The sequence below is a fragment of the Burkholderia sp. L27(2015) genome, from assembly GCF_009765705.1.
GTDB lineage: Bacteria > Pseudomonadota > Gammaproteobacteria > Burkholderiales > Burkholderiaceae > LMUX01.
In genome coordinates this window covers 1,425,079-1,437,104 of sequence record NZ_LMUX01000021.1, presented here as the reverse complement: position 1 = coordinate 1,437,104, position 12,026 = coordinate 1,425,079, and the positions used below count along the sequence as shown (strand labels likewise).

Below are 12,026 nucleotides of genomic sequence, written 5' to 3'. Positions count from 1 at the left end.
TTCTTGATCGACATGATCGACGTAAATGAACGAATGGCGGGCGTGTGTGCGTCCCTGGGTAGGTTGAGAACTTATTTGTCGCGAACGATCGCCCGCCAGCGAGCCGGCGTTTCCCCAACCAAACGCTTGAATACTGTCGTGAAGTGAGCTTGCGAACGAAAACCTGTGCTCAAAGCGATGTCCAGCGAGGTTAGCCTGGACTGCAGCAATAGGCTTTGCGCACGCTCGATACGCCGGCGCAAGACGAATTCATGAGGACGCAAACCCGTCGCGGCACGGAACTGCGCGGCAAAGTGCATACGAGAGAGCCCCGTGCTTTGCGCGATATCGGCCAGCCCGATCGAATCGGTCAGGTGTGCGTCGATGTAGTCGATCGCGCGTTTGGCTTGCCACGCGGGCAAACCCACCGCGGCCACGGAACGCGGACGCCCGACGCGGTTGAACTCGCGTGCAAGCAGGCGCGAGACGATGGCGAGCCCGACACTCTCGGTGTAGACACGGCTGAACGCACCGCAGACATCCGACGCATTCGCAAGCGCAAGCGCCAGGCGTTCGATTACGGGGTCACGAATCAACGAGGGGTCGCTGATGAGGAGGTCACCGACGGGCGCAATGTTGAACGCACTCTCATAGCACTCGGCCAGCAACGCTTGTGTCACGTACACATGCAGCACATCGCACGGCATGTAGAACAGCGCCCGCACCGGCTCGCCGGGGCACGTTACCTGAGTTACGCCCGGCATGACGCACCCATCGTGCAGCGGCCGGCCGCCATGGTAAAACGTCACGCGCGTGGATTTAAGGTTGATGCCGATCGTGTGGAATTCGTTATCGACTTGAGGCGTGATTTCGACGGTCTTCACGTCGTCTCGCGTCCACCGCGAGATCGTCACATTGCCGTCCGGCTGCGCGGGTGTGTCCACCAGGCGAGACGGGCAGCGCCATCGCTGTTCGGTATCGATGGCCTGCGACACCAGGATTACGGGCTCTACAGAAAGTCGGGTTTGCGCGTAAAGCCTAGGCATTTTTACCCCTCTTCTCTCAAGCGGTTCGAGCGCGCTCCTTCTCGATGCGCCCCAGCCTCTTAATATAGTGCAGCACGGGCAGGAAACCAGCGTTAAAACACATTAGGCGTATGGTGCTGCGATTATGACGGATGTGAGCAAGTGATGTACGCCGGGCCAGCCGGTATCAGCGGGCCCGACGCTAGGGAATACATACAGCGACGACTACGGATTGACTGTACCCGCGGTCAGTTGATTGTTGACGGAGATCACGCCGGGCACACCCTTGGCGACGTCGGTGGTCTTGTCGACCTGATCCTGGGTCGGCATCGATCCGTTAAGCGAGATCTTCCCGCTCCTGGCGAGGACCACGACTCGTGCAACATCGAGACCTTTCGTCCTACTCAGCGCGTGCCGCACCGCAAGAGCCAGCCTATGGTTCGCCGTTCGGACCGTCTTCTTGGCCGACGGTGTGGGGGTTGCGGTTGCATCGGCCGCGCCCGATGCCTGGGCGTACGCCTGACATGCGAAGGCCACTGCAAAAACTGTACAAGTCATTTTGAGCACGTTAGCTAATTTCATTTTTACTTCTCCTTATAGATAGAAAGTGCCTCAACACGCCAACCGCAAGAACGATAAAAACTTGCCACAGCTTGTTGCCTTTGCTTCAACCTCTAGTTGCCCCCGAAATGCCTATCGCGGCTCCACATCAAGTAGATTCCACACCTTACTCTGGATGCGATCACTACACATGACAGGAAATGTACCGCAGATGAGTCAAAAAATCTCAAGTCGTCTGTAACAGTGGAGTATGACAATTGAAAGCATGGCCTAGGGTTAACCCTAGTATTGCCATGCCGTTGGCACGACCTGCCTGAGTGCCAATCTCAGGCAAGTCCACAAAAGAATGGCTCGTCGAAAGACGAGCCATATACAGTGCCATACCGCTAGTCGTTCAATTAGAAGCGATGGCGCATCCCCACTCGAACAATCGCTTGGCCGTCGTTCGACGAATCCCCGCTGTTTCCGATGTCAGCCACCGCCGCAGATCCTGTGGAACTGGTACCCGATGCTCGCTGGTAAGCGCCGAGGATATAGACATCAGTGCGCCTGGATAGCGCGTAATCGGTGAGCAGGCTGACTTCGTTGAAGTGTTGATTGCCTACGCTGGCGCCCGGCTTGAAGTCGACGCTATTGCCTTTAAGATAGTTATACGAGAGCCCCGCGAACAACGCTGGTGTGAAGCGCCATTTGAAGCCGACTTCCACATCGTTAAAGGTAGCGGTGGCGCCATTCAGTGCGCTGATGGTGCCGTACTTGACGTTGGAGTAGCTCACGCCAATCAGGGCCGCCCCCAAATCGTAAGTGCCGCCAGCGGCTGCGACCTGGTAGGAGTTGGCCGTTGCATAACCGCTATTCAAGACACCGCTAAGGATAGAAGACCCGTTGACGTTATCGGTGAATAGCCCGGTGCCAGCAGCGCCGGTCGGGTTCTTGAAGTAGTTATAGCCGGCACCCAGCGTGATCGGACCGTTGGCGTAGGTTGCGCCGGCCGAATAGCCCCCCCCTGCGGTCACGTTGCCGGCTTGCCCGCCCAGGCTGACCTGGGCACCCATGGTCAAGCCATTGAAGTCCGGGCTCGCATAGGTGACGGTGTTGTTGGTACGCAGCGAATTGTTGAAGTTGTCGAGATCGCCCGGATGCTCGATCAGTAACGAACCGCCAAAGTAACGAATGGTGGTCACGGGTTGAACATAGGTAACGATGCTGTCGTATTGGCGACCCATGGTGACCGTGCCGTATTGGACACTGCTCAATCCGACAAACGCCTGTCGGCCGAAGGGCGTGGTGCCTTGTCCGAAAGCACCGGTATTGAGATTGAATCCAGACTCGAGCGTGAAGATGGCCTTGAGGCCGCTGCCTAGATCTTCCGTACCACGCAACCCCCAACGATTGTTCGACAGACCGCCACTTGCCGATTCCAGTGAGACTGAGCGGCCGCCCACGTTGGTCCCGCCGACGACATTCTTGGCGTTGGAATTGAACTGAACACCTTCATCGATTACTCCATACAGGGTGACGCTGCTTTGCGCATGTGCTGCCACGGAAAGCAGGCCCGCAATCGTGCCGGCTAAGGCAATTTTTTTCATCCGAAATATTCCGAGGTAGGTTGGACAAGGCTGAACTTGCTGAAAGGCTGCATTCAGCTTGGCAAGCAGCACGGCGCGCTTGGCGGGCGTAATATATCACCGGATATAACGATTGAGAGACCGCCGATAGGCTGCAACACTGCGGCATCTTGTCTGATGGCATTCCGTGTAAATTTGTGGATGCCTAGCAGATTTTGATCCCTATCGTGAAGCTGCAATGACACACGCTGTGCATAGTATTGACTACAATAATCAAAGTCCGGTGCCCGTCGTGGCCGCCCCAAAAGCACCCTTTGCGTGCTGCCGCAACAGCTTCCTGCGGCGCCCCCCTTCCCCCGAGGAGAACGTAATGCTCCGTGTGCCCCGTGCTTTAGTTAGCTCCGGCATCCTATGCTTGGGTGCCATGCTGGTCGCCAACAGCCCCGTCTACGCGCAAAGCAGCACACCCGCCGCACCTGCGGATGCGCCCAGCCCGGTTTTTTCGGCGTCGTCGCCTGGCCCCGATTTGCCGGCGGGTTGGAAGAATTTGCCCGTGGCAAAAGGTAAAGTACCGACCCAATATAAATTGGTCTCGGTTTCCGGTGCGACGGTCATCGAAGCCGACTCCGCCGGATCGGCTTCGGCTCTGATGCACGATGGGAATACGGATCTCACGCAAACGCCCTGGCTCAGTTGGCGCTGGAAGGTCGATCACCCGGTTCCCAAAGCCGACAATAGTGTGGCAGCTCTGGAGGACGCTCCGGCACGCCTGATACTGATTTTCGACGGCGATAAAAGTCAGTTGTCGTTAGGCGACCGCACTGCCGCACGCCTGGCCAAGTCGATAGGCGGCCAGGATCTGCCTTACGCCACGCTGATGTATATCTGGTCCACTACGGCGCCGGTCGGCAACGTTATTCCCAATCCGCATACCGACCGAATTCAAATGGTCGTCGCGGCCGGCGGCGATGCCTCACTGGGACAATGGCAGAGCTTCAACCGGAACGTAGCCGACGATTTCCAAAGTGTCTTCCACGAAAAACCCGGCAAGCTGTTGGCGTATGGGGTGCTGACCGATTCGGACAACACCAATTCAACCGCGCAGGCATGGTACGGCGATATTCGGTTTTGCCACGACAAGGGCGGCTGCTGAGCGTGAACGGGCCGATCAGGCCCAACCCATCGCGGCAATCACCATATCGACCAGCTTGATGAATGGGAACGGCAAGATGATACCGCCGAGGCCATAGATCAGCAGGTTGCGACGCAGTAATGGGGCCGCGCCGAGCGCGCGGTACTTCACGCCCTTCAACGCGAGCGGGATCAAGAACACAATGATCAGCGCGTTGAAGATCACCGCCGACAGAATCGCGGAGGTCGGCGAGGTCAAATGCATCACGTTGAACACGCGTAGCTGCGGATACGTCGAAGCAAACGCAGCCGGAATGATCGCGAAGTACTTGGCGACGTCGTTGGCGAGCGAGAGCGTGGTCAACGAGCCCCGGGTCATCAACATCTGCTTGCCGATCTCGACGATCTCGATCAGCTTCGTCGGGTTCGAGTCGAGGTCGACCATATTGCCCGCTTCCTTCGCGGCTTGCGTACCCGTGTTCATTGCCAAGGCCACGTCAGCCTGCGCAAGTGCCGGTGCGTCGTTGATGCCGTCGCCCGTCATCGCGACAAACCGTCCTTCGGCCTGATGCGAGCGGATGACCGCCAGCTTGGCTTCTGGCGTGGCTTCGGCAACGAAGTCGTCGACGCCCGCTTCAGCGGCAATCGCGGCCGCCGTCAACCAGTTGTCGCCCGTCACCATCACCGTCTTGATGCCCATCCTCCGAAGCTCGGCAAAGCGCTCCTTGAGGCCGCTCTTGACGATATCCTTCAGCTCAATCACGCCGAGCACGCTCGCGGCGCCCGGCTCCTCACCGTGCGCGCCCTGCTTCTCCGCCACCACCAACGGCGTGCTGCCGCGGCGAGCCACTTCGTCGACCGCCTTTTGTACTTCCTGCGGAAAGCTGCCGCCCCCTGCTTCGACGTAGCGGCGCACGGCGTCGGCCGAGCCCTTGCGGATCTCACGGTTCAGCAGATCGACGCCACTCATGCGCGTTTGCGCGGTGAAGCCGAGGAACTGAGCGTGCAGCGAACCCATGTCGCGCTCACGGATGTTGAAGCGCCGCTTGGCCAGCGCGAGGATGCTTCGTCCCTCAGGCGTTTCGTCGGCAAGCGATGCAAGCTGCGCCGCGTCCGCGAGGAACTCCTCCGTCACACCGGGTGCCGGCACGAACGTGGAGGCCTGGCGATTGCCGAGCGTGATCGTGCCGGTCTTGTCGAGCAGCAGCACGTCAACGTCGCCGGCCGCTTCGATGGCGCGGCCCGAGGTGGCGATCACATTGACCTGCAGCAGGCGGCTCATGCCGGCAACGCCGATAGCCGAGAGCAGGGCGCCGATCGTCGTCGGGAGCAGACACACGAGCAATGCGACGAGCGCCGTAATAATGACGACATGGCCAAGCTTCGTTACCGCAACCGCAAAGATCGAGAACGGCAACAGCGACGTCGTCGAGAACAGCATTACGAGCGAGAGCGCCACGAGCAGAATCGTCAGCGCGATCTCGTTGGGCGTCTTCTGGCGCTTTGCGCCTTCGACCATCGCGATCATCCGGTCGAGGAACGCTTCGCCCGGATTCACGCTCACGCGTACGACAATCCAGTCGGACAGTACGCGCGTGCCGCCGGTAACGGACGAGAAGTCGCCGCCCGATTCACGGATGACCGGTGCGGATTCGCCGGTGATCGCCGACTCGTCGACCGATGCGACGCCTTCAATCACCTCGCCGTCGGCGGGCATCGTGTCGCCGGCTTCGACGAGCACGACATCGCCCTTGCGCAGTTCCGTCGACGTCGTGATGCGCAGCGGCGCCTTCGCATGCGGCTCGTCGAGCTTCTTGGCCACCACGTTGTACCTCGCAATCCTAAGCGATGCGGCCTGGGCTTTCGAACGGCCTTCGGCGAGCGCTTCCGCTAAATTCGCGAAGAGCACCGTGAACCAGAGCCATAGCGAGACGGCCAGAATGAACCCCGCCGGCGCTTCGGCTTGCCCTGCCAGCGCGGCGACCCACAGCACCGTCGTCATGATACTGCCGATATAGACGCAGAACATCACCGGGTTACGAAGCTGCGTGCGCGGGCCGAGCTTCTTGAACGCATCGACGATGGCCGGCTTCACGAGCGCAGGATCGAACATCGAGCGTGCAGCGGTACGTGCACGCCCGAGATTCTCGGGACGGTGAACAGGCGGTTGATTGACAGTTGTCATGCTTTCCTCGAAATCACCTAGCTACGCTTGAAATCGATGCCAATTGCGGATCAGCAATCTCCACACGATTGCGGCCCCCACGCTTCGCTCTATACAAGGCAGCGTCCGCCAGCCCGTAGCCCGTGTCGAAATCGGTGCCAACTGCATTGACACTGACGCCGAAACTGGCCGTAATGCGACGATTCACAGGCGGTGCGAAAAGGTGCTTGCAAATAGCCGAACGCATGCTCTCAGCCAATTCCAAGGCATCGGTTAGATCATGCCGCGGCAACACCACTGTAAATTCTTCGCCGCCGATACGGCCAATGACACCTCGCTCTCCCACGATGCGCCGCAAACAATCGACGACGCCGAGAATGACCGCGTCGCCTGCGGGATGGCCAAAATCGTCGTTGACCTTCTTGAACTCGTCGATGTCGAGGACGACCATCACCGTGCGCTCCAGGCGCAATGCCTTGCTCGCCTGCTCAATCACCGCACTGCGGTTGAACACACCGGTTAGCCCGTCGTGGGTTGCGCGATATTGCAACTGCTGGGTGAGCGCATGCATTTCGCGTTCGGTGCGATCGCTGCGTCCGATCAGACGACGCGTCTCACGCATCAGGCGCTCGAAATACCCGATGAGTTCACCTAGCGCCAGGCGGTAGTTCTCGGCATCTGCGTCGGCGTTCGCACGGATCGCGCGCGCTTTTTCGAGCGCTGCAGTCTCGCTCTGAAACAGATCCGGCGCGTCGTTCGAAGCCGCGTCCGAGGGGGAAGTCGACACTACGATCACCGTCCTTAAGTCGCAATGGGGCAATCGGTAAACTCGATCGCCGTAAAATCGATTTGCAACTCCTCGCAGAATTCGAGAATCGTCTCTTCCTCTTCGTCGCGATACCAGTTCACCAACACGCGATTTCCCGATGAAGCCGCCCGGTCCAGCGCATCGAATATGCTGAACAGAATCTTCGTGCTGGAGCTATTGAAGTACGTCAGGGTGACGTTGGCGGTGACAACGGTATCGGCGCAGCTCGCCAGGTAGGTTCGCAGTTTCTCGATGACAGGCGTATAGAACGCGGCCGCGTTCTCGGGGTAAGACTCACCACTGAGCGACAGCAGGTTCTGGTCGAACCGGAAATTCACTTCCGGCGACGTAGCCGTGGCGGCAATGTAAAAGTTATCCATGGATGGTACACATACCTTACTTCAGATGATGGTCTTGAGGCAAAACAGCGTGGTTTCCGGGTCGTCGGCACGTGGGAAAAATCCGAATTCGAGCGGCTCGCTCGCATCGCGCGCCATCGTCAGAAATCCCAGCCCCGCGCCCTTGCTTTGCGCGGGCGTGTCTGCACGCAACGATACCTTGTACGCTTGTTTGATTTCATCGGGCGACATGTTGCGCAGCGGTTCCAGCGTTTCGCGCAGATCTTTCACCGCAGCTCGCGCAATGGGATTCACGCATAGCATGAGGTGTCGCTGTCGCTCCACCTCGGTGACGATGTACACCGCGCCCTCGCGTATCGCGCCACCCTGGTCCTGACCTTCGACGAGCCAATCGGACGAATAGTGGACGATATTTTGCGAGAGCTCGATAAAGGATGAAAACAATTTACGCCGGGTCGGAGCGCCGACGCCTGCAACTTCCAATTGCAGTTTCACGACCTCGCTCATCGCCGTAACGATGCTATGGGAAAAGTAGCCCTTGTGATAAAAAATCAGGTTACGTTGCTGAGCGAGCTCAAAAAACGCGTTCTCCTGGCCTAGGAATTCGGACATGTTCATGGACTACCTTAAACGCGTGCAAAAAATAGGGTGACGTCGTCGCGACGAGTTTGCGCACCTTGCCAGTCGGCGAGTGCGCGCTGCAGGATTTCGCAGATCGCGGACGGCGATTGCGCCCGATGCTCAAGGATCAGATCGAGGGCCCGGCGTTTGCCGAAGGTGATCTCGCGCGGACCGCCGATCTGATCGATCAGACCGTCTGTCGAAATGAACAGCAGGCTGCCGTGCGGGACCGTAATCGTATGCAGCGTCCATGCATAGTCTGCGAGACTGTCGACGTAGCCCACACCCATGCGTTCGCCCGGGATGCTTTCGAACTGATTTGCATCGGGTCGCAGAATGTGCAGCGCGATGCGCGCGCCTGAGAAATTCAGCTGCTGCCGCTGTGCATCGAGCCAGAAAAACGCGGCATCAAGGCCATCGTTGGACTGCGGCGACGCCCCGCCCGCGTTGACCTGTCCCAACAGCCCCTTGACGTTGCTATTGACTGCCGCAAGCAGCGCGGCCGGATCGCGCGGGCCGATCAACTCAAGCGCCTGCGACAACGACGACGATGCAAGCAGCGTCATGAAAGCGCCAGGCACCCCGTGTCCGGTGCAGTCGGCTACAGCGCCGAACCATCCATCGGAAAGCGCTGCGAAATGATAGAAGTCGCCACCGACCACGTCGCGCGGTTCCCATACCAGCGCAGCGGCGGGCAGCGTCGTCGACAGCGCCTCGCGCGAGGCGCGCAGCATGGCTCGCTGGATCACGCTGGCATATTCGATGCTCTGCATGAGCTGGCGATTCCTTTGCGCCTGAATTTCGGCCACGGTACCCAGCAACTTCAAGCCGCTGCCGATGCCGGCAAATCGGCCTGCCCGCGTTACGATGAATCCATCAATCAGCGCTTTTTCACCCACTTCTACGATCTTGAATGTCAGCTCTTCGATGCTCATGTCGGCGTCGACGATGAGTGGCTCTTTGTCCATGAACGCGATACAGGTCTTCTTGTCATAAAGCTCGCGGTGGAACCGCTTGCTCATTTGCGACAGGAAAATATCGCGGTTAATTAAGCCGATGGGCCGATCGCCTTCAATCACAGCCAGGCTGACCGTGTCGGGCCGCGAGTAGAAAGTTTCCATTACTAACGAGTTGGAATCGGCCGCGTCGATGGCCGCGACTTTTCTCGACAAGTCGCCAGCGCATCGTGGGCCACCGTCAATGCGGGGGCGACGAAACTGCGAAAGCGCTGAATGCATGGCGAGGCTTGTCATTGAAGAAAGAAAGCAGCACGCTAATGCCTCTTCATTCAATTGTCAAGAAAACGTGGATCGCTTATAACCGGTTCGCTAGTTGGCCACATTACACTCGAAATTTATATGGAATTTATATTAGATAGAGCAAGAATTGTTCTCAATTATTACGACGATTCCGATGGAATAGGGCTATTGCCAATTTGTCGTCCGACGCGTGGATGAATGCGAAGTACTTAAGGATGACTAATCTATTCAGAAAGGCGCTATAACATCGGAGTGCCTGTCACGCTTTCCCTCGCCTCGAAGGCCTGGGTGCGAAGCGCCCGCTTCTGCTGTGCGTCGGTGCAGTAACGGCAATGCATAAATAGATTGCCCACCCGATCATGGACCGAAGCGCGGCACATATTTATACAGAACCGCCCCCCCCGATACATGCAGACGAAAGACCAGGATCCATCCCTGTTGAACGAACAACAGTTATCGTTGGTAAAACAAACAAAGGCAGTGAGTGAGCAACGCTACCGGATGCTTTTTAAAGCCACGCCGGCCATGCTCCATTCGATTGATGCACAAGGGCGCTTGGTACACGTGAGCGATGTCTGGCTAAGAACGCTCGGCTATGCGCGTGACGAGGTGGTCGGCCGTTTGGTTGTAGATTTTTTGACGCCGGCATCGCGTGCCTATGCCACTGAGACGGTCATCCCTGAGCTTTTCCGAACTGGCCAATGTCACGGTATCGAATACCAGGCCATGCGCAAGGACGGGACTCTCATCGACATGATGGTGTCGTCCGTGATCCAACGCGATACCGGCGATTTGCCTTTGCACTCACTGACGGTGATGGTGGACGTGACCGAACGCAAGCGCATGCAACGCGAACTCGCCGCGCAGCATGAGCGATTGCGTGTGACGCTTCATTCCATTGGTGATGGCGTCATCACCACGGATGCGCGAGGTCGAGTCGAGTACCTTAATCCCGTCGCTGAACGACTCACCGGCTGGACGAATGGCTATGCTCGGGGGCGGCCGTCTGAAACGATATTGCACATCGTCATGGACGTGAGCCGATTGCCGGTCGATAGTCCGGTGAACGTTTCCCTATCCGAGGAGCGTTTCGTCAGCTTGGCCGATCACACGATATTGATCAGCCGCGATTGCCAAGAATATTATATTGAAGGGTCCGCGGGACCGATCAAGAATGTTGCCGGCCAGACGCTAGGCGTGGTGTTGGTCGTGCGCGACGTCTCCGAACAACGTCGCCTGAACGACGAAATGAAGTACCGGGCAACGCATGACACGCTCACGGGGCTTCTCAATCGCGACGAATTCGAGCGGTGCTTGCAACTGACGTTGACCGCCGCTCACAGAGGAGAGGCGCAATACGCATTGATGTACATCGATCTTGACCGATTCAGTCTGGTCAATGATGCGGCTGGGCATGCTGCTGGGGACCAAGTGCTCAAGCAGGTGGTCGGCATCATCAGGCGATTCGTGCGCAAGGGTGATGCCTTCGCCCGCTTAGGCGGCGATGAGTTTGGCCTGATCCTCGAAAACTGCTCTTTTAAGACGGCACAAGACATCGCGCAGACGATCTGTCAGGGAATCGATGCAGTACGGTTTCAACACGGAAACCAGCGTTTCCATATCGGTGCAAGTATAGGGCTGGTCCCGGTGGACGCGGGGTGGCCGACCACGGCGAGTATCTTGCAAGCGGCCGACAGCGCATGTTATGCCGCCAAGGCAGCCGGGCGAAACCGCGTGCATACCTACTTTGCGGCCGATGAGATGATCGAGGCCCATCGCCAAGACATGCAATGGGTTTACCGGCTTGAACAAGCGTTGGACAAAGGGCAGTTCGCCCTGCACTGGCAGCAGATCACGCCATTGGGCGATGAAAACGGTGGCCTGCACGTCGAGATCTTGCTACGACTGATCAACGATGATGGAACGCTGATTTCGCCCGGTGCGTTCCTGCCCTCCGCTGAGCGTTTTCATATGGCTACACGTATCGATCGCTGGGTCGTGCATGAGGTATTCGAGTGGATGGCCGAGCACAGGGCGACGCTCCCACATGTCGGCACCGTAGCGATCAACCTGTCAGGCCAGTCGATCGGCGACCGTGATTTCCATCGCTACGTGATGGAGTTGATGGAAACCATCGCATTCGATCATCAAAAGCTATGCTTTGAGATCACTGAAACCGCGGCCATCACCAACTTGAGCGACGCGATCTGCTTCTTTGAGTCCATGCGGAAATTCGGCGTTCGCTTCGCGCTCGACGACTTCGGTAGTGGCGCCTCGTCGTTCGGCTACCTCAAGAGCCTGCCCGTCGATTACCTGAAAATCGATGGACAATTCGTTCGGGATCTGGTGGTCGACTTGGTCGATCAAGCTACGGTACGGTGCATCCGTGACGTTGCGAAGATAACGGGTAAGAAAACCGTAGCCGAATTTGTCGAGACCGAGGCCGTCGAATCGTTACTGCGCGAAATGGGGATCGACTATGCGCAGGGCTTTTTGCGGCACCGTCCGATACCCCTCGACAAGATCTTTGACGCGCGGCCGATTTCTTGAA

10 protein-coding genes are annotated in these 12,026 nt (G+C 58.1%); 2 read left to right on the top strand and 8 right to left on the bottom strand.

The features are described from left to right. Positions 1-71: 71 nt before the first annotated feature. The 3 genes from GSQ77_RS24800 to GSQ77_RS24790 form a co-directional block, all read right to left on the bottom strand. Positions 72-1,025, bottom strand: a complete 954-nt coding sequence (locus GSQ77_RS24800) for a helix-turn-helix domain-containing protein (protein WP_158905777.1) — start codon at positions 1,023-1,025, stop codon at positions 72-74. Between the two features lie 204 nt (positions 1,026-1,229). Next, positions 1,230-1,586, bottom strand: a complete 357-nt coding sequence (locus GSQ77_RS24795; RefSeq protein WP_158905775.1) for a BON domain-containing protein — start codon at positions 1,584-1,586, stop codon at positions 1,230-1,232. 377 nt (positions 1,587-1,963) lie between these two features. Then, positions 1,964-3,154, bottom strand: a complete 1,191-nt coding sequence (locus GSQ77_RS24790) for a porin (protein ID WP_158905773.1) — start codon at positions 3,152-3,154, stop codon at positions 1,964-1,966. A 349-nt stretch (positions 3,155-3,503) separates the two neighbouring features. Here GSQ77_RS24790 and GSQ77_RS24785 point away from each other — a divergent pair, with 349 nt between their 5' ends. Next, positions 3,504-4,286 (top strand): DUF3047 domain-containing protein, encoded by a 783-nt coding sequence (locus GSQ77_RS24785; protein ID WP_254067773.1) that lies wholly within the window; start codon positions 3,504-3,506, stop codon positions 4,284-4,286. Positions 4,287-4,301: 15 nt separating this feature from the next. Here the strand turns inward: GSQ77_RS24785 and kdpB are convergent, their stop codons facing one another. The 5 genes from kdpB to GSQ77_RS24760 form a co-directional block, all read right to left on the bottom strand. Beyond that, positions 4,302-6,377 (bottom strand): potassium-transporting ATPase subunit KdpB, encoded by a 2,076-nt coding sequence (gene kdpB / locus GSQ77_RS24780; protein ID WP_158906571.1) that lies wholly within the window; start codon positions 6,375-6,377, stop codon positions 4,302-4,304. 85 nt (positions 6,378-6,462) lie between these two features. Further along, positions 6,463-7,215, bottom strand: coding sequence for a GGDEF domain-containing protein (locus tag GSQ77_RS24775; RefSeq protein WP_254067772.1), 753 nt, complete (start codon positions 7,213-7,215; stop codon positions 6,463-6,465). A gap of 14 nt (positions 7,216-7,229) precedes the next feature. Beyond that, a complete protein-coding gene (locus GSQ77_RS24770; protein WP_158905771.1) occupies positions 7,230-7,616 on the bottom strand; it encodes a DUF1987 domain-containing protein in 387 nt (128 codons plus the stop codon). Between the two features lie 21 nt (positions 7,617-7,637). Then, positions 7,638-8,207, bottom strand: coding sequence for a SiaB family protein kinase (locus GSQ77_RS24765; RefSeq protein WP_158905769.1), 570 nt, complete (start codon positions 8,205-8,207; stop codon positions 7,638-7,640). 14 nt (positions 8,208-8,221) lie between these two features. Then, positions 8,222-9,337 (bottom strand): SpoIIE family protein phosphatase, encoded by a 1,116-nt coding sequence (locus GSQ77_RS24760; RefSeq protein ID WP_158905767.1) that lies wholly within the window; start codon positions 9,335-9,337, stop codon positions 8,222-8,224. A 546-nt stretch (positions 9,338-9,883) separates the two neighbouring features. Between GSQ77_RS24760 and GSQ77_RS24755 the strand changes: the two genes are divergently transcribed. Beyond that, on the top strand, positions 9,884-12,025 hold the full coding sequence (locus GSQ77_RS24755; protein ID WP_301951183.1) for an EAL domain-containing protein: 2,142 nt from the start codon (positions 9,884-9,886) through the stop codon (positions 12,023-12,025). The last annotated feature ends 1 nt before the right edge of the window (position 12,026 follow it).

Coding starts and splice junctions, on each gene's coding strand:
- kdpB (WP_158906571.1), bottom strand. CDS start 6,377: ATGTTCGATCCTGCGCTCGTGAAGCCGGCCATCGTCGATGCGTTCAAG.
- GSQ77_RS24785 (WP_254067773.1), top strand. CDS start 3,504: ATGCTCCGTGTGCCCCGTGCTTTAGTTAGCTCCGGCATCCTATGCTTG.
- GSQ77_RS24755 (WP_301951183.1), top strand. CDS start 9,884: ATGCAGACGAAAGACCAGGATCCATCCCTGTTGAACGAACAACAGTTA.
- GSQ77_RS24765 (WP_158905769.1), bottom strand. CDS start 8,207: ATGTCCGAATTCCTAGGCCAGGAGAACGCGTTTTTTGAGCTCGCTCAG.
- GSQ77_RS24800 (WP_158905777.1), bottom strand. CDS start 1,025: ATGCCTAGGCTTTACGCGCAAACCCGACTTTCTGTAGAGCCCGTAATC.
- GSQ77_RS24770 (WP_158905771.1), bottom strand. CDS start 7,616: ATGGATAACTTTTACATTGCCGCCACGGCTACGTCGCCGGAAGTGAAT.
- GSQ77_RS24760 (WP_158905767.1), bottom strand. CDS start 9,337: ATGGAAACTTTCTACTCGCGGCCCGACACGGTCAGCCTGGCTGTGATT.
- GSQ77_RS24795 (WP_158905775.1), bottom strand. CDS start 1,586: ATGAAATTAGCTAACGTGCTCAAAATGACTTGTACAGTTTTTGCAGTG.
- GSQ77_RS24790 (WP_158905773.1), bottom strand. CDS start 3,154: ATGAAAAAAATTGCCTTAGCCGGCACGATTGCGGGCCTGCTTTCCGTG.